The sequence below is a fragment of the Sphingomonas sanxanigenens DSM 19645 = NX02 genome, from assembly GCF_000512205.2.
GTDB lineage: Bacteria > Pseudomonadota > Alphaproteobacteria > Sphingomonadales > Sphingomonadaceae > Sphingomonas_D > Sphingomonas_D sanxanigenens.
This window is the reverse complement of the sequence record NZ_CP006644.1, coordinates 5,516,179-5,536,748: the sequence shown is the minus strand read 5'-3', so window position 1 is coordinate 5,536,748 and position 20,570 is coordinate 5,516,179. Positions and strand designations below refer to the sequence as shown.

At 67.6% G+C, this 20,570-nt stretch carries 16 protein-coding genes; 8 read left to right on the top strand and 8 right to left on the bottom strand.

Features of this window, described 5'->3' with window-relative positions; all coding sequences use genetic code 11:
- Positions 1 to 378: 378 nt before the first annotated feature.
- Genes NX02_RS25385 through xseA form a run of 3 tightly spaced genes read right to left on the bottom strand, consistent with a single transcriptional unit; the run spans position 379 to position 2,912 of the window.
- Positions 379 to 1,305, bottom strand: coding sequence for a M23 family metallopeptidase (locus NX02_RS25385; protein WP_425424021.1), 927 nt, complete (start codon positions 1,303 to 1,305; stop codon positions 379 to 381).
- On the bottom strand, positions 1,302 to 1,502 hold the full coding sequence (locus NX02_RS25380; RefSeq protein ID WP_025294969.1) for a DUF2093 domain-containing protein: 201 nt from the start codon (positions 1,500 to 1,502) through the stop codon (positions 1,302 to 1,304). The genes NX02_RS25385 and NX02_RS25380 overlap by 4 nt, the downstream gene beginning before the upstream one ends.
- 30 nt (positions 1,503 to 1,532) lie before the next feature.
- The gene (gene xseA / locus NX02_RS25375) at positions 1,533 to 2,912 is read right to left on the bottom strand and encodes an exodeoxyribonuclease VII large subunit (RefSeq protein WP_025294968.1); all 1,380 of its coding nucleotides are present in this window, start codon (positions 2,910 to 2,912) and stop codon (positions 1,533 to 1,535) included.
- Between xseA and purD the strand changes: the two genes are divergently transcribed.
- Positions 2,911 to 4,194 carry a phosphoribosylamine--glycine ligase gene (purD, locus tag NX02_RS25370; RefSeq protein WP_025294967.1) on the top strand — a complete coding sequence of 428 codons (1,284 nt, stop codon included), beginning with the start codon at positions 2,911 to 2,913 and terminating at the stop codon, positions 4,192 to 4,194. The genes xseA and purD overlap by 2 nt on opposite strands.
- Positions 4,195 to 4,345: 151 nt before the next feature.
- On the opposite strand, the gene NX02_RS31005 is transcribed toward purD, so the two are convergent.
- Together NX02_RS31005 and NX02_RS31000 are read right to left on the bottom strand one after the other, a co-directional pair.
- On the bottom strand, positions 4,346 to 6,193 hold the full coding sequence (locus tag NX02_RS31005; RefSeq protein WP_025294966.1) for a hypothetical protein: 1,848 nt from the start codon (positions 6,191 to 6,193) through the stop codon (positions 4,346 to 4,348).
- A 230-nt stretch (positions 6,194 to 6,423) separates the two neighbouring features.
- Complete coding sequence (locus NX02_RS31000) at positions 6,424 to 7,020, bottom strand: winged helix DNA-binding protein (RefSeq protein WP_162232724.1); 597 nt, start codon at positions 7,018 to 7,020, stop codon at positions 6,424 to 6,426.
- Positions 7,021 to 7,339: 319 nt separating this feature from the next.
- Here NX02_RS31000 and NX02_RS25355 point away from each other — a divergent pair, with 319 nt between their 5' ends.
- Complete coding sequence (locus tag NX02_RS25355; RefSeq protein ID WP_025294964.1) at positions 7,340 to 7,975, top strand: aspartyl/asparaginyl beta-hydroxylase domain-containing protein; 636 nt, start codon at positions 7,340 to 7,342, stop codon at positions 7,973 to 7,975.
- A gap of 40 nt (positions 7,976 to 8,015) precedes the next feature.
- Here NX02_RS25355 and clpB read toward each other — a convergent pair whose 3' ends face one another.
- On the bottom strand, positions 8,016 to 10,595 hold the full coding sequence (gene clpB, locus NX02_RS25350) for an ATP-dependent chaperone ClpB (protein ID WP_025294963.1): 2,580 nt from the start codon (positions 10,593 to 10,595) through the stop codon (positions 8,016 to 8,018).
- A gap of 292 nt (positions 10,596 to 10,887) precedes the next feature.
- Between clpB and NX02_RS25345 the strand changes: the two genes are divergently transcribed.
- The 6 genes from NX02_RS25345 (at position 10,888) to NX02_RS25320 (ending at position 17,443) form a co-directional block, all read left to right on the top strand.
- Positions 10,888 to 13,794 carry a M16 family metallopeptidase gene (locus tag NX02_RS25345; RefSeq protein WP_025294962.1) on the top strand — a complete coding sequence of 969 codons (2,907 nt, stop codon included), beginning with the start codon at positions 10,888 to 10,890 and terminating at the stop codon, positions 13,792 to 13,794.
- A 116-nt stretch (positions 13,795 to 13,910) separates the two neighbouring features.
- On the top strand, positions 13,911 to 14,207 hold the full coding sequence (locus NX02_RS25340) for a hypothetical protein (RefSeq protein WP_025294961.1): 297 nt from the start codon (positions 13,911 to 13,913) through the stop codon (positions 14,205 to 14,207).
- A 170-nt stretch (positions 14,208 to 14,377) separates the two neighbouring features.
- Positions 14,378 to 15,031 carry a PepSY-associated TM helix domain-containing protein gene (locus NX02_RS25335; protein ID WP_025294960.1) on the top strand — a complete coding sequence of 218 codons (654 nt, stop codon included), beginning with the start codon at positions 14,378 to 14,380 and terminating at the stop codon, positions 15,029 to 15,031.
- Positions 15,032 to 15,043: 12 nt separating this feature from the next.
- Positions 15,044 to 15,574: a DUF2271 domain-containing protein gene (locus NX02_RS25330; RefSeq protein WP_025294959.1), complete on the top strand. Its 531-nt coding sequence runs from the start codon at positions 15,044 to 15,046 to the stop codon at positions 15,572 to 15,574.
- A gap of 46 nt (positions 15,575 to 15,620) precedes the next feature.
- The gene (locus tag NX02_RS25325) at positions 15,621 to 16,433 is read left to right on the top strand and encodes a DUF4198 domain-containing protein (RefSeq protein WP_025294958.1); all 813 of its coding nucleotides are present in this window, start codon (positions 15,621 to 15,623) and stop codon (positions 16,431 to 16,433) included.
- A gap of 107 nt (positions 16,434 to 16,540) precedes the next feature.
- Complete coding sequence (locus NX02_RS25320) at positions 16,541 to 17,443, top strand: FAD:protein FMN transferase (protein WP_025294957.1); 903 nt, start codon at positions 16,541 to 16,543, stop codon at positions 17,441 to 17,443.
- Positions 17,444 to 17,500: 57 nt separating this feature from the next.
- Here the strand turns inward: NX02_RS25320 and NX02_RS25315 are convergent, their stop codons facing one another.
- Together NX02_RS25315 and NX02_RS25310 are read right to left on the bottom strand one after the other, a co-directional pair.
- Complete coding sequence (locus NX02_RS25315; RefSeq protein ID WP_245648697.1) at positions 17,501 to 19,837, bottom strand: TonB-dependent receptor; 2,337 nt, start codon at positions 19,835 to 19,837, stop codon at positions 17,501 to 17,503.
- 372 nt (positions 19,838 to 20,209) lie between these two features.
- Positions 20,210 to 20,452 carry a ribbon-helix-helix domain-containing protein gene (locus NX02_RS25310; RefSeq protein WP_047099857.1) on the bottom strand — a complete coding sequence of 81 codons (243 nt, stop codon included), beginning with the start codon at positions 20,450 to 20,452 and terminating at the stop codon, positions 20,210 to 20,212.
- Positions 20,453 to 20,570 lie beyond the last annotated feature (118 nt).

The following is a 20,570-nucleotide window of genomic DNA, read 5'->3' as shown; positions in this document are numbered from 1 at the left end:
TTTCCCGAAAAAACAGTCAGCACCGATTTGGCCCCGCCGCCGACTCGTCCACCATCATTCAGGAATGACCTGCTCCGATCCGCTGTGCGACAATCTGATGGTACTGGCCGTCGCTTGTAAAGCCGGACTCGCGCCCGTCGCAATTTTGCCGCGCGGTGTAGCCATTGCGCAACGAACCTGACCGCGCGGAATGCGTGATCCGGTTACAACGGTTTCATCGCAGCCGGTGGTCGCGAGACTCGAAGCCGGGGCGTTGCGCGGCAAGATTGGAGGACAGCCCGAAGTATCCGGAAGAACAAGTTTGGAACGTGTTCCGTGTTTCACAACTCCATCTGACCTATTCAGATCATCCAGTGCTTCGATTACCCGTCACTGATTTTACGGCGCCATCGGCCCGGCGAGCAGCAAGGGATCGATGCGCTCATCGCGCCACTTCATGCTCCAGTGCAGATGTGGGCCGGTCGCACGGCCGGTCCGGCCGATCTCGCCGATCTTCTGGCCGCGGCGCACCACCTCCCCCTCGCGCACGTCGATCTTCGAGAGGTGGAGGAAAGCGCTGTTGAGCCCCATGCCATGGTCGAGCATCAAGAGCCGGCCTTCGAGCGTGAAATCGCTCTCCGCCGCCAAGGTCACCACGCCAACCGCGGGCGCTATCACCGGCGCACCGGCCCCGCCCGCGACATCGACGCCGCTGTGAAAGGCGCCGGGCTCTCCGCGATAGATGCGCTGCGACCCGAACAGTCCCGAGATTCGCCCACGCGCCGGCCACAGGAAGCGCTGCCGCCAGCCATCGACATCATGGTCGGCGGCACGCGCGGCGTTGATCCGCGCCAGTTCGGGCGGGCGACGGCGCCGAAACTCCGCGCTGGGCTGCGAGACCCTGGGCAAGGTCGAGAGATTCTCGATCCGCCATGCGCGCGGCGCGATGGTGAGCGTCTGGCGCAGGCTGCGGCCTGACGCGGTGGTCGCGACCAGTTCGGCGCTGGTGCCGAAATCCCGCCCGAAAGCGATCACGAAGCGGCCATCCGTCGCCAGCGGGATCGGCTTGCCGTCCAATGTCAGCGCGGTGGTGCCGGCCGGCGCGGTACCGAGCACGACCCCGCCCTGGCTGATCGCGCCTTCAAGCGCGAAGTCGGCCACCTCCGGCGCCTGCGTGGCGCGCTGCGACACGGTCGGCGGTGTCGGCGGCAACGGTTCCGCCTCGATCCGCGGCAGCGCCTGCGCCTGCACGCCAACCGCCGCGCAGCCCGCCAGCAATCCGATCAGCGGCCAGCCGGGATGCGACGACCGGCCGCCATGGATCACCGGGCAAGCTCGCGCTGCACCGAGATCTCGGCCGACGCATACGGCTCCTGGCGCGCGACGCTCCAATAGCGCAGCGCCTCCAGCGGGATCTTGTCGCCGCTCACCGCGCAGACGACATGGTCGCCCGCCGCCAGCACACGAAACCCGTTGGCCATGTAATGGAGCCGCGCAGGGCGGCTGGCCTGTGACATCAGCATATCGATCAATCCCATACGACCCTGGTCGCGCTAGAGCAGCTTCGGCTGCCGGTCTGCCTGCAGACCATAAGCGCCGCTCCCCGGCCGCTCAACCTTCGCATCGACGGGGCCGTCGGCGAAGTGCAGCACGAGCGCGCCCGCGGCGCGCGCGTCGGTCGAATCCTTGACCACCGCACCGCCTGCCCGGCGGGTGACGAACACATAGCCGCGCTCGAGCGGCTTTTCCGGGTTGAGCGACTGGACCAGCCGCCACGTGGCATTCAGCCGCTCGCGCGCGCGGTCGAGCCGCTGGTCGAGCATCGCCGGCCGCAGCGCGCCCGATGCGCGCGCCAACTCCCCGCGCGCATCCGCCAGCCGCCGGCCGAGCCCGCGCCGCAGCCGGTCTCCCAGATCGTCGACGCGCTGGCGCTGCGGCTGGAGCAGCCGATCCGGCGTCGGCAGCAGCCGCGCCAGCGCGGTCAGCCGTTCCCGCCCGAGTTGGTGATAGCGCCGCGCGCACCGCTCGGTCCGCAGCCCCATCTCGCGCAATTGCTGGCGCAGCTCCGCGCGCACCGGCACCGCGATCTCCGCGGCGGCGGTGGGCGTCGGCGCGCGGACGTCGGCCGCATGGTCGCACAAGGTGGTGTCGGTCTCATGGCCGACCGCCGAGATTGTCGGGATCGAGCAGGCGGCGACCGCGCGGACGACAACCTCCTCGTTGAACGCCCACAGGTCCTCGATCGAACCGCCACCCCGCGCGACGATGACGAGATCGGGGCGCGGCACCGGTCCGCCCGGCTGGATCGCATCGAACCCGCGCACCGCCGCCGCCACCTGCGCGGCGGCACCCTCGCCCTGCACCTGCACCGGCCAGACCAGCACGTGGGTGGGGCAGCGATCCTCCAGCCGGTGGAGGATGTCGCGGATCACCGCACCCGTGGGCGAGGTGACGACGCCGATCACGCGCGGCAGGAAGGGCAGCGGCCGTTTGCGATCGCGATCGAACAGCCCCTCGCCCGCCAGCTTGGCCTTCAGCTTTTCCAGCAGCGCCATCAGCGCGCCTTCGCCGGCCAGTTCCATGCGATCGATGATGATCTGATATTTGGAGCGGCCGGGATAGGTGGTCAGCCGCCCGCTGGCGATCACCTCCACGCCATCCTGCGGCGAGAAGGCGAGGCCGCTGGCGCTGCCCTTCCAGATCACCGCATCGATCACCGCGCGATCGTCCTTGAGCGCCAGATAGGCGTGGCCGGAGGCGGCGCGCTTCCACCCGGAAATCTCGCCGCGGAGGCGCACATGGCCGAACCGATCCTCGACGACGCGCTTCAGGCTTTGCGAGAGTTCGCTGACGCTGAGCGGCGCTGCGTTGTCGCCCGGCGGTACCTCGGCTAACAGCCGCCCGGTTTCGTCGGGAAAAAAGGGGTCGACCATGAATGTCCTGCTGCTTGGGTCGGGCGGGCGCGAACATGCGCTGGCCTGGCGGCTCACGCAATCGCCGCTGCTCGATACGCTGTTCGCCGCGCCGGGCAACCCCGGCATCGCCGACCATGCGACGATCGTCACGCTCGAGCCGACCGACGGGGCCGCGGTAACCGCTTTCTGCGCCGAGCAGGACATCGGCCTCGTCATCGTCGGGCCGGAGGCACCACTGGTCGCCGGCGTTGCGGACGATCTGCGCACCGCCGGCATCGCGGTGTTCGGCCCCGGCAGGGCGGCGGCGCAGCTCGAAGGCTCCAAGAGCTTCACCAAGGCGCTGTGCGACCGCGCCAACATCCCCACCGCCAGCTATGTCCGCGCCGCCGCGCTGGACGAAGCGCTCGCCGCGCTGCCGCAGTTCGCGCTGCCGGTGGTGGTGAAGGCCGATGGCCTCGCCGCAGGCAAGGGCGTGATCATCGCCGCCACGTCCCAAGAGGCGGAAGAGGCATGCCGCACCATCTTCGGCGGCGCCTTTGGCGAGGCAGGTGCCGAGGTGGTGATCGAAGAGTTTCTCGAAGGCGAAGAGATCAGCTTCTTCGCGCTGACCGATGGCGTCTCCGCGCTGCGCTTCGGCTCGGCGCAGGATCACAAGCGCGTCGGCGATGGCGATGTCGGCCCCAACACCGGCGGCATGGGCGCTTACAGCCCGGCCAGCGTGCTGACGCCCGAGATCGAGGCGCAGGTGATGGCGGACATCATCGAGCCGACCGTCAGGACGATGGCGGCGGAAGGCACGCCGTGCGGCGGCGTGCTGTTCGCCGGGCTGATGCTCACCGCAACCGGCCCCAAGCTGATCGAATATAATGTCCGCTTCGGCGATCCCGAATGCCAGGTGCTGATGATGCGCTTCGACGGCGACCTGCTGGTGCTGCTGCGCGCCGTCGCCGAGGGCCGGCTGGCGGGCGCCGAGCCGCCGCGGATGATCGCCGATGCGGCGCTGACGGTGGTGATGGCGGCCAATGGCTATCCCGGCACGCCGGCCAAGGGCGGCACGATCGAGGGCATCGCTGCCGCCGAGGCGGACGGCGCCAAGGTGTTCCACGCCGGCACCGCGCTCTATGGTGGCGCGCTGACCGCAAGCGGCGGCCGCGTGCTCGCGGTCACAGCGACCGGCGCGACCGTGGCGGCGGCGCAGGCCACGGCCTATCGCGCGGTCGATGCGATCGACTTCCCGACCGGCTTCTGCCGCCGCGACATCGGTTGGCGCGAGGTGGCGCGCGAGCGGGGAGGCGGCTGACATCGCCCTCCGCCGGAGTTCCTGCGGCTGACCGGCCTCGCCGAAACACGGCCGCAGCCCGGCGCCGGCCCCGCCGGGCAGTAACGCGAAAAAGGCGCCTGCACGTGGTGCAGGCGCCCCTTCGGTTGCCGCCAGCGGCTTTCGACAGCGCCTAGTTCGGCGCCTGACGCGCCTGGCGCGCTCGTGCCTGGGCCTCGGCACGGGCCTGCTGGGCCTGCGCGCGCGCCTGCTGCGCCTGTTCGGCACGCGCCTGTTGCTGGGCACGTTGCTGCTCCGCACGTGCCTGCTGCTGGGAGCGCTGCTGCTCTGCCCGAGCCTGTTGCGCTTGTTCGGCACGCGCCTGCTGCTGGGCACGCTGTTGCTCCGCCCGCGCCTGCTGCTGGGAGCGCTGCTGCTCTGCCCGAGCCTGTTGCGCTTGTTCGGCGCGCGCCTGTTGCTGGGCACGTTGTTGCTCCGCTCGCGCCTGCTGCTGCACGCGAGCGCGTTCCTGCGTCTGTGCGCGCGCGGCAGATGCGCGTTGCTCCGCCTGGGCGCGCACCGCCTGCTGGCGCTGCTCGGAAGCCTGCCGCCGCGCCGCGGCCTGCGCGTCCGCCTGTTGCCGCTGGCGCTGCGCGGTTGCAGCAGCGCGTTGCTGCTGCTGCGCTTGGCGGCTGGCCTCGGCGCGTTGCGCCTGCTGCTGGCGTTGCGCTTCGGCGCGCTGTCGGACCTGCGCCTCACGCTGGGCCTGCTGCCCGTCGACCTGCGCCTTCCGTTGCGCCTGCTGGCGATCGCGAAGCTGTTCCTGCCGTAGCGCCTGCTGGCGATCGACCTGCGCCTGGCGCTGCGCCTGCTGGCGATCCTGCTGGGTGGCCCGACGCTGCTGCTGCTGCGCCTGCCGCGCTTCGGCCTGTCGCTGGCGCTGCTCGGCGGCGCGCTGCTGCTGCATCGCTTGGATGCGATCCCGCTGCTGATCGCGAATGGTGTCGCGCCGTCCGGCCAGCGCCTCGCGCTGTTGCCGCTGGGCGTTCTGCCGTTGCGCCGCAACCTGTTGCTGGCGCCGCTCCACCAGCAGGCGCTGGCGTTCGGCATAGCGCCGCTCCTGTTCGGCCCGGCGTTCGATCAGCGCATTGTTGCGGTCGTCGCGCGCCGCGGCGGCGATGAGCGTAGGCCGGTCGCCGCGGAAATCGCGCGCCGCCCACGCATCATAGCGTCGTGCCTCGGCCTGACGCAGCACGCGCTCGTCGCGCCAATGGCGGTCGATGCGATCGGCCCGTGCCGCGTGATAGCGCTGCCACGCCGCATTCTCGCGGCGGGTCTGCTGCCAGCGCCGGCGATCCTCCGCCAGCACCCGGCGGCGTTCCGCCCAGCGCCCGGCATAGACGCCGCGACGCTCCCGCTGGTGCGAAAGACGATAAAGGTCGCGACCGCGTGCATAATAGCGCCCGGCATAGTCGTTGCGCGGCCAGCGATCGTAGGGCAGCGCCTGCCCATAGCTGTCGTAGACCGCGACCAGGCGGCCATCATCATAGCCATAGCTGTAATCGGGATCGCGCACGAGATAAGGCTCGTCCGCGCCGGCCTCGTAGAAATATCCGCGATAGCCATCATCGACCGGCTCCGCGAAATAGACCGAGTCGTCCTCGCCTTCCCATGCCCAGGGCTCCACATCGCCCGAATCGGCATACGCATAGTCGGGCGGCGCATCGCCGATGGCATCGACGAAGGCCGTCGCCCGATCGATATAGCCATAGCCGTCGCCGGCTTCCGCCACGCGACCGTAAGCGATGGGCTGCGCGGGTGCCGGCAACGCCTCCGCGGCGGGCGCCGCGACGAGCGGTGCCGACGGCGCGCCGGCTTCGAGCGGCAAGGATTTGGGCAGAGCCGGCAGCGATTCGTTGGCCAGTGCGAGCTGGTCTTCGATCGTCGCCGGCTCCGTATTGCAGCCGGCAAGCGTGAGCGCTGCCGCGAGCGCGGCAGATAGCGCGACGGTTGCGCGCAGATGGTGACGGAGCCTCGACATTGGCAACCAATCCCTCCAGTTCGCCCCACTCCCCCAAGATTATGGGCCAAGATGTGGAGCGTTGGTCGCACAACGCCGCTGAACGGATTGTGGCTCCGTCGTTCATCCGCGGTTCGGTCGAGGGAACGGGCCTTGGCGGAAAAGCGCGCGCGCCTTGCCCAGGTTTGGGCGCACCCTATGCGTCGGGGAAATGTCACGTCATCGGGCCGGGTCGCGCCCGGCAGCGGATCTCAGGCCCGGCCGCCCGTGATCGCCACCTGCAGCATCGCCGCATCGCACTGGATCGGGGCAGGCTCGCCCGGCGCGGGCTGGATCTCGGTGGGATGCGGCCGGGTGCGTTCGACGCCGATCGCGGCATCCTGCATGCGCGCAAGCAACCCGGACATGCTTTCGATCGCCGCGTCGGTCGCGCGAATGAAGGCGCGCCGATGATCCTCGGGATCCGGCGTCCGCTCAACCAGGCCAAGCTGGTCCAGGTGCTCGATGTGCCGCAGCGCCGTCGAATTCGGCACGCCCGACGCGTAACACAGGCTCGACACCGACACCTGCCGCCCCTGATGCGCGGCCGCGAGCAGATCCAGCATCATATCCCACGCCGGATCGCGAAAAATATCCGCACCGATCGCTTCGTTGCGCCTGCTTCGCACCGCGAGCATGCCCGTCGCGAAATCGGCAATCGACCGCCTCCGCGGTGCCGCCTCCGCCTCCATAAGCGCCGCTTCGATGAGGTTGACGGCTTCCGCCGAGCTAATGTTGCGGCGCGCCGCCAACACGCTGGCCAGCTTCATCAGCCTGGAGCAATCCTGCGGTGACAGGATCGTTTGCATCCCCATTATTCCAGGTCCCTTCCTGCATTACCTTGTTGTCACGGTAACATCGCTACCAACCAAGATTTGAGGGCGAAGCCCATTACATAAGTTAAGCCGGGCAAGATTCATTTCGATTTCAAGGCCCGTTTCACAACCAATGCATCGAGGCCTGGCGCTATGCGCCATGTCACCCCTGGGCACGTACAGTGAGAACCGCCTCCGAAGCTGCATCGGCAAATTAACACAGATCAGTGAAAAGGAAAGGCGTCTTTTAACTGAGATGATACCGAGCAACGTATCGTTGCCGCAGTAAAATACCCGGATGCAACTATCATCGATGTTGATAGCGATATCTCTCCGACATCAATCACTTACCCGCGCTTCTCTCGAAACCGCCTCGATCCGCCGGCTCGGCCCCGTCGATACCACCGCGCTCACCGCCGCGGTATCCGCCATCCCCGAGGCGCTGTGGGATGCCGAAAATGCCGACAAGCCCAACCGCTTCGAAGCGCTGGACGTCACCCGCCACATCGTCTTCCGCTTCGTCTCCAGCTATCGCGACTGGCGCCAATCCTATGATCGCCCGCTGTGGGCGGAATGGCGCCCCCTGCTCGAACCGGTGCTGGCGCAAGCGACGGCGGATTATGGCTATACCCGCGGCGCGTATCCGCGCGTGATGCTGGCGCGGATGTGGGCGGGCGGCGTCATCCAGCCGCATCGCGACGCCAATCCGGCGGCGAAATGGCCGCACAAGGTGCATGTGCCGCTACTGACCAACCCCGATGTCAGCTTCATCGTCGATGGCGCGCATTTCCACCTGCCCGAGGGCGAGGCCGCCGAGGTCAACAATATGGGCGTGCATTCGGTCGAAAATCGCGGGCCGACCGACCGCATCCATCTGATCTTCGAATATTATGATCTCGACGAACCCGCGCCCGACTGGGTCGACGCGCCGGCGGGTGCATCCGCATGAGAAAAGGGCGGTCCGACCCGTCGCACCGCCCTTCCCATCTCTATTCCGGCGTCAGCAACAGCGCGCCGTCGCCCTCGTCCACATGGACCGTGCCGCCATCCCGCACGTCACCGCGCAGGATCAGGTCGGCGAGCGGATCCTGCAGATATTTCTGCACTGCCCGCTTCAAGGGCCGCGCACCATAGACCGGATCATAGCCGACCCGGCCGAGCCAGGCGCGCGCGGCGTCGGTCAGGTCGAGGCGGATCTTGCGATCCTTCAGCAGCTTGCCGACGCGATCGATCTGGATGTCGACGATCGGGCCCATATGGTCCGCCGCAAGCCGGTGGAACAGGATGATCTCGTCCAGCCGGTTGAGGAATTCCGGACGGAAATGCGCCCGGACGACGTCCATGACCTCCGGCTCGACGCTCGCCGCGCTCGCGCCGTCCGGCACATTCGCCAGATATTGGCTGCCGAGGTTGGAGGTCAGCACGATCAGCGTGTTCGAGAAGTCCACGGTGCGGCCCTGGCCATCGGTCAGCCGTCCGTCGTCCAGCACCTGCAGCAACACGTTGAACACGTCGCCATGTGCCTTCTCGACCTCGTCGAACAGCACGACCTGATAGGGCCGCCGCCGGACCGCCTCGGTCAGCACGCCGCCTTCCTCATAGCCGACATAGCCCGGCGGGGCACCGATCAGCCGCGCGACCGCGTGCTTCTCCATGAACTCGCTCATGTCGATGCGCACCATCGCGCTGTCGTCGTCGAACAGGAAGCCGGCGAGCGCCTTGGTCAATTCGGTCTTGCCGACACCCGTTGGCCCGAGGAACAGGAAACTGCCGAGCGGCCGGTTGGGATCCTGCAGGCCGGCGCGGGCGCGCCGCACCGCGCGGCTCACCGCGGAGACCGCGTCGGCCTGCCCTATCACGCGCTTGCCCAGCATCTGCTCCATCGCGAGCAGCTTCTCGCGCTCGCCCTCCAGCATCTTGTCGACCGGAATGCCCGTCCAGCGGCTGACCACCGAGGCGATGTCCTCGGCGGTCACCTCCTCGCGCAGCATCGCGCCGGCCGCGGCATTCTCCGCTTCGGCGAGCTGCTTCTCCAACCCCGGGATCACCCCGTAGCTGAGTTCACCCGCCTTGCCGAGATCGCCCTGGCGCTGCGCCTGCTCCAGCTGGACGCGCGCGGCGTCGAGTTGCTCCTTGAGCTTGGCCTCGGCGTTGATCTTCTCCTTTTCCGCCTGCCAGCGGGTGGTGAGTTCGGCCGATTGCTGCTCCAGATTGGCGAGCTCGCCCTCGAGGTTGGCGAGGCGATCGCGCGAGGCGTCGTCGCTTTCCTTCTTGAGCGCCTCGCGCTCGATCTTGAGCTGGATGATGCGGCGATCGAGATTCTCGATCTCCTCGGGCTTGGATTCGACCTCCATCCGCAGGCGGCTCGCCGCCTCGTCCATCAGGTCGATCGCCTTGTCCGGCAGGAAGCGATCGGTGATGTAGCGGTTGGAGAGCGTCGCGGCGGACACCAGCGCGCTATCGGTGATCCGCACGCCATGGTGCAGCTCATATTTCTCCTTCAGCCCGCGCAGGATCGAGATCGTATCCTCCACCGTCGGCTCGCCGACGAACACCGGCTGGAAGCGCCGCTGCAGCGCCGGATCCTTCTCGACATGCTTGCGATACTCGTCGAGCGTGGTCGCGCCGATGCAGTGCAGCTCGCCACGTGCGAGCGCAGGCTTGAGCAGGTTGCTGGCGTCCATCGCGCCCTCGGACTTGCCCGCACCGACCAGCGTGTGCATCTCGTCGATGAACAGGATGATGTCGCCCTCGCCGGCCTTCACCTCGTCGAGTACGCCCTTCAGCCGCTCCTCGAACTCGCCGCGATATTTCGCGCCGGCGATCAGGCTGCCCATGTCGAGCGCCATCAAGGTACGATCCTTGATGCCGTCGGGCACGTCGCCATTGGCGATGCGCAGCGCCAGCCCCTCGGCGATCGCGGTCTTGCCGACGCCGGGTTCGCCGATCAGCACCGGGTTGTTCTTGGTGCGCCGGGCGAGGATCTGGATGGTACGGCGGATCTCCTCGTCGCGGCCGATGACCGGGTCGAGCTTGCCGTCGCGCGCCGCCTCGGTGAGGTCGCGCGCGAATTTCTTGAGCGCGTCGTAGCGATCCTCCGCGCCCGCGGTGTCGGCGGTGCGGCCCTTGCGGATCTGGTTGATCGCGGCGTTCAGCGCCTCGGGCTTCACGCCCGCGGCGGCCAGCGCCTTGCCCGCGGTGCTGGCCGGTGCCAGCGCGAGCGCCAGCAGCAGCCGCTCGACCGTGACATAGGAATCACCGGCCTTCTGCGCGACCTGTTCGGCCTGGTCGAGCACGCGCACGAGATCGTTGTCGAGCCCGGGCGTCGCCTGCGCGCCGCCACCCGAAACGGATGGGACACGCGCCAGCGCCGCATCGGTCTCACGCACCGCGGTCTCGGGCGAACCGCCCGCGGCGCGGATCAGACCGGATGCCATGCCCTGCTCATCCTCGAGCAGCGCCTTGAGCAGATGTTCGGGGCTGATCCGCTGATGGCTCATGCGGATCGCCACGGTCTGGGCCGATTGAAGGAAACCCTTCGCCCGGTCGGTAAATTTTTCGAGGTTCATATAGCCTCCCTCCTGACGGACGACATGTAGTGTTGCAAATATACAACAAGAAGGGGTGGGCGCGAATTTGTTGTAAATCGGGCCCGCCCGCCCACCGCAATGGCCTTCGTCGACTCAAGAACGCTGTTGGTCGAACGGCGATTGCGGGAGTTCGCGCCACGCCCGGCTGACTGTCGTCAATGCCCGTCGCAGCTACATCCGCAACCGGTGCCCGCGCCGATCGTTGCGTGCGTAACCATCGCCGCTATGCTGCGGACATTGCCCTTGGCTGCCTTTCAGAAGGAACCCCTCCATGCGTCGTACCGCTGCAGCCTTGCTGCTCGCACCTGTATTGTTGCTCGGCACCAGCGCCATGACCCCCGTGGTTGCGCAGGCGCCGGTCAGCCAGCTCGCGCAGGCGGTGAACATCCCCTATGAGGCGTTCACCTTGCCCAACGGGCTCAAGGTGCTCGTCCATACCGATCGCAAGGCGCCGATCGTGGCCGTTTCGGTGTGGTACGATGTCGGCTCCAAGCATGAGCCCAACGGCAAGACCGGCTTCGCGCACCTGTTCGAGCACCTGATGTTCAACGGGTCGGAGAATGCGCCGGGCGACTTCTTCGAGCCGCTGCAGCAGGTGGGCGCCACCGACTTCAACGGCACCACCTGGTTCGACCGCACCAACTATTTCGAGACGGTGCCGACGCCCGCGCTGGAGCGCGCGCTGTTCCTCGAAAGCGACCGCATGGGCCATCTTCTCGGCGCGGTGACGCAGGAGAAGCTGGATAACCAGCGCGGCGTCGTCCAGAACGAGAAGCGCCAGGGCGACAACCAGCCCTATGGCCTCGTCGAATATGCCCAGCTCGCCGCGCTGTTCCCCGAAGGCCATCCCTATCGCCATTCGACGATCGGCTCCATGGCCGACCTCGACGGCGCCAGCCTCGAGGATGTGAAGAACTGGTTCCGCCAGCATTATGGCCCCAACAACGCGATCCTCGTGCTCGCCGGCGACATCGACGCGAAGACGGCGCGCCCGCTGGTGGAGAAATATTTCGGCGATATCGCCAAGGGTCCACAACAGGGCGCGGTGAATGCGCCGGTGCCGACATTGCCCGCGCCGGTGCGCGAGGAGATGAAGGACCGCGTCGCAACCACGCGCATCTACCGGGACTGGATCGTGCCCGGCCTCAACGACGCGGATACGGTGCCGCTCGACATCGGCGCAGCCGTGCTCGGCGGCCTTGCCAGTTCGCGCCTCGACAACATCCTGGTGCGGGAAGAGAAGCTCGCGGTCGGCGTCACCGCCAGCCTGCAGCAGTTCGCGCAGATGAGCATGTTCGAGATCACCGTGGACGTGAGGCCCGGCGTCGATGCGGCCGCGGTGGAGAAGCGCCTCGACACGATCCTCGCCGACTATATCCGCAACGGGCCGACGGCGGACGAGGTGAACCGCGTTGCCACCACCGAGGTCGCCGGCCGCATCGGCGGGCTGGAATCGGTGGGCGGATTCGGGGGCAAGGCGACCGCGCTGGCGCAGGGCCTGCTCTATTCCAACGATCCCGGCTTTTATAAGAAGAACCTCGCCGCTTATGGCGCGACCAGCCCCGCGACGGTCAAGGCGGCGCTGCAGAAATGGCTGTCGCGCCCGGTCTATGCGCTGACGGTCAGCCCCGGCGAGCGCGGTGCCTATGAGGAGGCCGCGGACAAGAAGCCCTCGTCCTTCGCGCCCTCCTATTACCGCGTGCCCGCGGCGAGCGAGAAGCCGCTGGCGCCGCCGCCCAAGATCCCGGCCGCCGCCGCGGATACGCGCGGATCGCGGGAAGCCGGTGCCGGCCGTGCGCCGGTGGCCGCGGTCGACCGTTCCAAGCTGCCCGAGGTCGGCACGATCGCCGACCTGCAGTTCCCGGCCGTGGAGCGCACCCGCCTGTCCAACGGCGTCGAACTCATCTACGCGCATCGCACCGCGGTGCCGATGAGCTGGGTGTCGTTGAGCTTCGATGCCGGCAACGCCGCCGATCCCAAGGCGCGGCTGGGGACGCAGGCGCTGATGCTGTCGCTGCTCGACGAAGGGACCAAGACGCGCAACTCGGTGCAGATTGCCGAGCAACTCGAGCGGCTGGGCGCGTCGTTCAGCCCGCGGGCGTCGATGGATCGCACCACGCTGACCATGTCGTCGCTCTCCGCCAATCTCGCGGGCTCGCTCGACCTGTTCGCGGACATCGTCCGCAACCCGGCCTTCGCCCCGGCGGAGGTCGAACGGCTGCGCGGCCAGCAGCTCGCCGGTATCGCGCAGGAGATGACCGAGCCGCGCGCGCTGGCGCTGCGCACCTTGCCGCCGCTGCTGTACGGCGCGCAGCATCCCTACGGCATTCCCTTCACCGGCACCGGCGATCCCAAGGCGGTCGCAGCGGTCACGCGCGACGAACTCGTCGCCTTCCACAACGCCTGGATCCGCCCCGAGAAAGTCAAGATCTTCGTGACCAGCGATCGGCCGATCGCCGAGGTGAAGGCGGTGCTGGAGAAGAGCTTCGGAAGCTGGAGGGGCGTCGGCGCCGCGGGCACCAAGAATGTCGGGGCTGCGCCGCCAGCCGCGGAGCCGCGCATCGTGCTGGTCAACCGGCCGGATTCGCCGCAGTCGATGATTTATGCCGGCGAATTGCTGCCGGGCAAGGGCACCGACGATCTCGACCTGCTCAACGCCGCCAACGACGTGCTCGGCGGCAGCTTCCTGTCGCGGATGAACATGGATCTGCGCGAGACCAAGGGCTGGTCCTATGGCGTGGCCGGCGGCGTGACGCGGCTGGTGGGCGAGCCGATGTATGCCATCCGCGCGCCCGTGCAGGCCGATCGCACCGGCGACGCGATCAAGGCGTTGCGCGAACAGCTCACCAAGTTCCTGGGCGCGGACGGCGTGCGGCCCGAAGAGCATGAGCGCACGATCAACGGCCTGACCCGCGAGCTGCCGGGCAGCTTCGAAACCTCCGCCGCGGTGCTCGGCGCGATGCAGGCCAACGACCTCTACGGCCGTTCGGACGATTATTACGACACGCTGGCGGGCAAATATCGTGGCATGACTGCTGCGCAGATGGACGCCGCCGCGCGCGCCGCGATCAAGCCGGACCGCTTCATCTGGGTTGTGGTGGGCGATGCCGCCAAGGTGAAGCCGCAACTCGATGGTCTCGGCCTGCCGGTCGAGGTGGTCGAAATCCAGGGGAAGTAGCAGGAGCGGGGAGACGAAGGGCGCACTCCGCCCCTTCTTCTCCCCCCTTCCGCCCCCATCCCTCCCCCTATAAGACCCGATCGCGGCACCATGGCCGCCTCGCAGGAGAACAGACCATGTCGCTCGACGGCGCCTATGATTGCATCACCAAGTCCCCGCTGGGCGAACAGAAGTCGGTGTTCACCGTCATCAGCGACGGCAGCAGCTTCACCGGCACCAACGCGGGTGACCTGGGCTCGCTCGACGTCATCGACGGCAAGGTCGACGGCAACCAGCTGAGCTGGAAGATGGAGATGACCTCACCCTTCCCGATGACGCTGGATTGCACCGCGACGATCGAGGGTGACAGCCTGAAGGGCACCGTTTCGATCGGTGCGTTCGGGAGCTTTCCGATGATCGGCACGCGCCAGTAATCGAAATCCGCGTCACCGGCCACGCGCCGGTGACGTACCGCCGCCATGGCGTCCGCGGATTTGATCCGTCCGCGGCATGCGGGGCGATTTGGCGCGCGCATTGGATTGAAACTGCGAATCGTTCTCGATATAGCGGCCCCATCAACCGCATGGGAATCGCTGAGCCCCTGATGAGCAGTACGAAGGCGCCGGATCAGGGCAGGAAGTCGCGCACCCGCAAGGCTTACTGGCTCAAGCAACTCCATACATGGCACTGGATCAGTTCGGCGATCAGCCTGGTCGGGCTGCTGCTGTTCGCGATCACCGGTTTCACGCTGAACCATGCCGCCGAGATCGAGGCGGCGCCCGTCGTGACCGAACAGACGGCCGCTTTGCCCGCGCCGCTGCGCCCCGCGGTCGCGACCGGCGATCCGGACGAGACCGATGCCAGGAAGCCGCTGCCAGACGCGGTCGCGCAGTGGGTATCCGACCGTTATGGCCAGCGGCCGGCAGGCGATGCCGAATGGTCCGCCGCCGAAATCTATGTGCCGCTGCCACGCCCCGGCGGCGACGGCTGGGTCTCCATCGACCGCGCCACCGGCGACGTCACCAGCGAGGCGACCGACCGCGGCTGGATTTCCTACCTCAACGACCTGCACAAGGGCCGCAACGCCGGCACCGCGTGGAAATGGTTCATCGACATCTTCGCCGGCGCCTGCCTGGTCTTCGCGCTCACCGGGCTGGTGCTGCTGCAACTCCATGCCGCCAGGCGGCCGAGCACCTGGCCGCTGGTCGCCGCCGGCCTCGCCATCCCGGCGCTCATCGCCATCATCTTCATTCACTAGGGGGGTCGAGACATGCAGATCGCACACCGGATCATCGTCACCGGGCCGGCACTCGCCGCAGGGGCCGCCGGCCTCGCGGTGCCGGCCGCGGCGCAGACGGTGGAGATCGCCGTCACCATCCCCCGGCTGACGGTGGCGGAATATCACCGCCCCTATGTCGCGATGTGGCTGGAAAAGCAGGGCGCGCCCGCCAGGACCGTCGCGGTCTGGTACGATTATGACATGCGCAACAACGAGGGCACCAAATGGCTGCGCGACGTGCGCCAGTGGTGGCGCGCCTCGGGCCGGACGATGAGCTTCCCGGCGGATGGCGTGACCGGTGCCACGCGCGCACCCGGCGTCCAGACCATCGCCTTCCCCGCCGCGCGCGCGCCCTTCGGGCCGATCGCGCCGGGCAGCTACACGCTGGTGGTGGAGGCTGCCCGCGAGGTGGGCGGCCGTGAACTGGTGCGGGTGCCCTTCACCTGGCCGATCAAGCCCGGACAGGTGCTGCGCGCCGCGGGCACGACCGAGCTCGGCGCGGTCATCGTCAAGGTCAAGTGAGCGGGAAGGGAAGCTGGAAATGGAGCGGAAGATGAAGACGGGGATGATGCGGACGCTGGCGCTGATCGCTGCGGGTACCGCCTTCGTCACGCCGGTGGCGCTGCAGGCGCACCGGCAATGGATGCTGCCCTCGGCGACGGTGCTGTCGGGCAATGACGTCTGGGTGACGGTGGATGCCGCCGTTTCCAACGACCTCTTCTATTTCGAGCATCAGCCGATGCGGCTGAACGCTGTGAAGGCGGTCGCGCCCGACGGCACCGAGGTGCCGATCGAGAACGGCTCGACCGGGCGCTATCGCTCGACCTTCGACGTCCACCTGACCAAGCCTGGCACCTACAAGATCGTGTCGGGCGGGGAGGGCGTGTTCGGTTCCTACAAGATCAACGGCGAGCAAAAGCGCCTGCCGCGCGGCCTGGGAGCGGACAAGCTGGCGGGGGCGATCCCCGCGGGCGCGACCGACGTGAAGCTGATGCAAACCGCGAACCGCAACGAGATCTTCGTGACGGTCGGCGCCCCCACCGATACCGTGCTCAAGCCGACCGGCAGGGGGCTGGAGCTGGTGCCGGTGACGCATCCCAACGATCTCGTCGCGGGCGAGGCCGCCACCTTCCAGTTCCTGGTCGACGGCAAGCCGGTCGCGGGCCTGACGGTCACCGTCATCCCCGGCGGCATCCGCTACCGCAGCGATCTCGGCCAGATGGACCTCAAGACCGACGCGCAGGGCAAGGTGCAGGTCAACTGGGCGCAGCCCGGCATGTACTGGCTGAACGCGAGCACCTCCGACAAGGCGACGACGTTGCCGGGGGCGACCGAACGGCGGATGACCTATGTGACGACGCTGGAGGTTCTGGCGCCCTGACGCCCGGATCGCGGCCCGAACCCAGGATCGCGATTCCCCCGATCGTTTCGCCGCGCGCGTTCGCCGACCGCCCCACCGGGCCGGTCACGGCGCTTGCCGGCGAAACGATGGGGACGCGCTGGTCCGTCAGGGCCTATCTCGAGAACCGGATGGACGCAGCCGATGTCCAGGCCGCGATCGAGGCCACGCTCGCCCGGATCGTCGACGAGCTGAGCCATTGGCGATCCGATACCGAGATCAACCGCTTCAATCGCAGTGCCCCGGGCACCTGGCAGGCGCTGATGCCGGCGCTCGACCGCGTCCTCGCCGCCGGGCTGGAGGTGGCGCATGCCAGCGCCGGGGCCTTCGATCCCGCGATCGGGCGGCTGGCGGCTGCCTGGGGGTTCGGCCCCGAAGGCCGCCACGCCACGCCCCCCGAACCGCGCCGGATCGCCGCGCTGCTCGCGCCGCGCGGCTGGCGGGCGATCGAACGGCGCGGCCAGTTCGCGCGCCGCACCGCCGACGTCACCCTCGACTTCTCGGGGATCGGCAAGGGCTATGCGGTCGATGCCGTAGCCGATACGCTCGGGCGGATCGGTATCGGCCACCGGCTGGTCGAGATCGGCGGCGAACTGAACGGCGCCGGCATCCGCGACGACGGCCAGCCCTGGTGGGTCGATGCCGAGCCGCATCCGGATTTCGCCGACGCGACGCCGCTGCGTGTGGCATTGCACGGCCTGTCGATCGCGACGTCGGGCGATTATCGCCGCTGGTTCGCGCATGACGGCCAGCGCTATGCCCACAGCATCGATCCGCGCACGGGCATGCCCGTGGCCAATGGCGTCGCTTCGGTCACCGTGCTTCATCCGCATTGCATATATGCCGATGCCTGGGCGACCGCGCTGACCGTGCTGGGGCCGGCGGCGGGCATGGCGCTGGCGGAAAAGCGCGGGCTGGCGGTGCGCATGCTCGTCCGGCAGCCGCGGCCTGCGGAACTGATATCCCCGGCGCTCGCCGCAATTTGCGGCTGAACGTCGCATACGTAGAGGGAGCAGCGGCGCTATGTGCCGGCCGCTCCCGTTATCGTGTCAGAAGCTGTAGTAGATGCTCGCCACCGCCGAGCGGTCCTCGGCCGGCGCCGCCCAGCCATTGTTGCGGATGCTGGTGAAGTAGCGCTCGTTGGTGAAGTTCTGGACGTTGACCTGTGCGGTGATGCCCTTGGCCAGCGCGTAGGACGCAAACGCCCGGTGCGTTATCCAGTCCTTGGAGCGGAACTGCGTGGCAGCGGCCAAAGTCGACTGGTTGAGCGCGAAGCTGCCCTGGTAGGTGAAGCCGTAACCGATCTGCAGCCCGAACGGAAAGCTGTAGGTGGTGAACAGGCTGCCCGCATGCTTGGGTGTCTGGATCAGATCGTTGCCCCGCTGCGGATCGGGGTTGGCGGCGTCGTTGCCGCAGTTCATCGCCCCCGGATTGGCGAGGCAGAAGTCCGACACGCTTTGGCGGATCGACGAGTCGAGGTAGGTGTAGTTGGCAAACACCGTCCAGTTTGGCGTGATGTTGCCCGAAGCGCCCAACGCGATACCATCGACGCGCGACTCCCCGTCGAGCACCTGGATGGTCGGCGCGATCGGATCGTTGGAGGCGATACGGTAATTGCTGCGCTCGTTGCGGAACAGCGCGGCAGTAAGCTGCAGCTTGCGGCCGAAGAGGTCGAGCTTGCCGCCCACTTCATAGCTGCGGCCCTTTTCCGGGGCGACGTCGCAATTGGTGCCGCAGCCGGCACGCACCGTCGCCGACGACGGCGTTTTCGAGTTGGCGTAGGAAACGTAGAGGCTGGCGTTGGGCACCGGCTTGAACACGAGGCCGCCGCGATAGGAGAACAGGCTCTCGTCGCTGATCTGGTCGGCACCGCGGGCGTAGACCGAACCCGTCGCCGGCGTCGTCACGGTATCGGCGCGGAAGATGGTGCGGACATCCTCGTAGCGCAGGCCGACATTGACCTCGAACATCTGGTTCAGCTCGAGCGTGTCGAAGCCGTAGATCGCCATGTTGCGCGTATCGCCGTAGGACCGGCCGGTGACGATCCGGTTCACCGGCCCCGTCCACACCGTGTTGGGATCGGCGATCGAGATGTTGGGCTGCGCCGGGTTGGGCATCGCGCCGCCGGGATTGCGCAGGAGCTGCGCATTCTCGATCTTGTAATCCTCCTGCGCGTAGGAGGCGCCGATCACGAAGGTGTTGCGGATGCCCTCCGCCGAACCCGAAACGACGCGCAGGTCGACCTGATCGTAGAGAAGATCGTTGGTCTGGTCGCGCACCAGCCCGCGCGGGCCGCTGGGCGTGTAGAAGCCCGGCGCGGTGCAGGCGGCGCCCAGCGGCGTCTGGCCGTTGGCAAGGCAATAGGTGCCCTGCGGCGCGCTGGTCACGGTCGGCTGGTAGACGCGCTGGTAGCGGGTCAGGTTGCGGATCGTGATGTTGTCGTTGAATTCATGGCTGAACGTTGCGGTCACGCGATCGAGCCGCAGCTTCTGCTCGTCGAGATTCTCGATGCCGAAATAGCTGCTGTCGTCGACGCCCTGCAGCGGGCCGCCGGCAACCGCATAATAGGGCACGCCATAGACCGGCACGTTGTCGTCCGACTGGTGGACGTAGGCCAGGGTCAGGCTGGTGGGTCCATCGACGCCGATCGTGATCGATGGCGCGACGCCCCAGCGTTCGTTCTTCTCGACGTCACGGCCGGGAATGTCGTTATGATGGTACATCGCGTTGAGGCGCACCGCGATGAGCTCGTTCACGACGATGTTCGAATCGACCGTACCGCGATAATAATTGTCGGTGCCGATGCCCGCCTGGATCACCGTGAGGTTTTCCGCGGTCGGCGTCTTGGAGGCGAGGTTGATCGTGCCGCCGAGCGAACCCGAGCCGTTGTTGACGCTGTTGGCGCCGTTATAGACTTCGATCTGCTGCAGGTTGAACGGATCGGAGCGCGTATATTGCGCGCTGTCGCGGATGCCGTCGATCGTGATGTCGTTGTTGGCGGAATAGCCGCGCAGGTTGATCGAGTCGCCATAACCGCCGCCGCCTTCGCCGGCGCCGAAGGTGATCCCCGGCACCGTCGACAGCGCGTCGCGCAGGGTCAGCAGGTTCTGCTTCTGGATCGTCTGGGCGGAGATCACGGTGATCGTCTGCGGCGTATCGAGCAGCGGCGCGGTCGCCTTGGGCGACGTGACTTCGCGCTCGCGCTCACCGTCGACGACGATGGAGTTTTCACGATCCTGCTCGGTCTGCTGGGGCGCGGCGGCCGCTTCTTCGGCATGCGCGGGTGCGGCGAGCGCGGCGCAGGACAAGGCGAGCAAGGCCGGTGTCGCGCCAGCGGACACGGATGCCCAAAGTTCGGATCGAAGCATGTCTTCCCCCTTCGTCATACTGTTTCTATCGACGTAGGGGCGCTATTGATAGTGACTCGCAACCTTGTCAATCCAGCTAATGCAACTGGATCGCTTTTGCATTCAAGCTGCTCGTTCGCAGCAGGCGGTCGGCTCGCGACACACCACCCACGCGGCACCATGCAGGGCCGCGGCTGATATTCGCAGATGCTTTCAGGGCGGGGTCCACCGATAAAAAAATGGGGCGGTCGGCCCAGGATGCCGACCGCCCCAATACCCTTGGGGCTGTATGGATGGCAGCGAGCGCGTCGCCAGCCATTCGACGCGGGGCTCGCCATCCACCCCGATCAGGGTCAGAAGCCTGTAAGGCCTGACACCGCTATTGATAGTTATTCGCAAACAGTCAAGCTCTTATTGCGAGCCGTTCGCCTTCCTGAAGAGCCAGATGCGGATCGCGCTGCCGAGGTTCGGCGGATCGTCGGCGCGGATGCGTTCGGCATCGATGCGCGCGATCAGCGCGTTGAGCGGGAGCGATTCCGCCTCGGCGGCATCGCGCAACGCCGTCCAGAAAATCGGTTCCAGGCTGATCGAGGTCTGATGCCCCGCGATCGTGACCGATCGCTTGATCGGGCCTCGCCAGTCGGGGTCGGTCATGAGGGACACCCCAGGCGCCTAGCGGGCTGGCGGCGTTGCGCGGTTACGGCGCGGCACGGCGCGAATGCGTCTGCGCACAAGGGCGTTCGCCCGAACGGCGCGGTGGCTGTGCCTGACA

What these genes read in the sequence shown, in the direction of transcription:
- purD (WP_025294967.1), top strand. Translation starts at nt 2,911, where the DNA reads ATGAATGTCCTGCTGCTTGGGTCGGGCGGGCGCGAACATGCGCTGGCC.
- clpB (WP_025294963.1), bottom strand. Translation starts at nt 10,595, where the DNA reads ATGAACCTCGAAAAATTTACCGACCGGGCGAAGGGTTTCCTTCAATCG.
- NX02_RS25355 (WP_025294964.1), top strand. Translation starts at nt 7,340, where the DNA reads ATGTTGATAGCGATATCTCTCCGACATCAATCACTTACCCGCGCTTCT.
- NX02_RS25335 (WP_025294960.1), top strand. Translation starts at nt 14,378, where the DNA reads ATGAGCAGTACGAAGGCGCCGGATCAGGGCAGGAAGTCGCGCACCCGC.
- xseA (WP_025294968.1), bottom strand. Translation starts at nt 2,912, where the DNA reads ATGGTCGACCCCTTTTTTCCCGACGAAACCGGGCGGCTGTTAGCCGAG.
- NX02_RS25340 (WP_025294961.1), top strand. Translation starts at nt 13,911, where the DNA reads ATGTCGCTCGACGGCGCCTATGATTGCATCACCAAGTCCCCGCTGGGC.
- NX02_RS25310 (WP_047099857.1), bottom strand. Translation starts at nt 20,452, where the DNA reads ATGACCGACCCCGACTGGCGAGGCCCGATCAAGCGATCGGTCACGATC.
- NX02_RS25330 (WP_025294959.1), top strand. Translation starts at nt 15,044, where the DNA reads ATGCAGATCGCACACCGGATCATCGTCACCGGGCCGGCACTCGCCGCA.
- NX02_RS25320 (WP_025294957.1), top strand. Translation starts at nt 16,541, where the DNA reads ATGGGGACGCGCTGGTCCGTCAGGGCCTATCTCGAGAACCGGATGGAC.
- NX02_RS25315 (WP_245648697.1), bottom strand. Translation starts at nt 19,837, where the DNA reads ATGACGAAGGGGGAAGACATGCTTCGATCCGAACTTTGGGCATCCGTG.
- NX02_RS31000 (WP_162232724.1), bottom strand. Translation starts at nt 7,020, where the DNA reads ATGCAAACGATCCTGTCACCGCAGGATTGCTCCAGGCTGATGAAGCTG.
- NX02_RS25380 (WP_025294969.1), bottom strand. Translation starts at nt 1,502, where the DNA reads ATGCTGATGTCACAGGCCAGCCGCCCTGCGCGGCTCCATTACATGGCC.
- NX02_RS31005 (WP_025294966.1), bottom strand. Translation starts at nt 6,193, where the DNA reads ATGTCGAGGCTCCGTCACCATCTGCGCGCAACCGTCGCGCTATCTGCC.
- NX02_RS25325 (WP_025294958.1), top strand. Translation starts at nt 15,621, where the DNA reads ATGCGGACGCTGGCGCTGATCGCTGCGGGTACCGCCTTCGTCACGCCG.
- NX02_RS25345 (WP_025294962.1), top strand. Translation starts at nt 10,888, where the DNA reads ATGCGTCGTACCGCTGCAGCCTTGCTGCTCGCACCTGTATTGTTGCTC.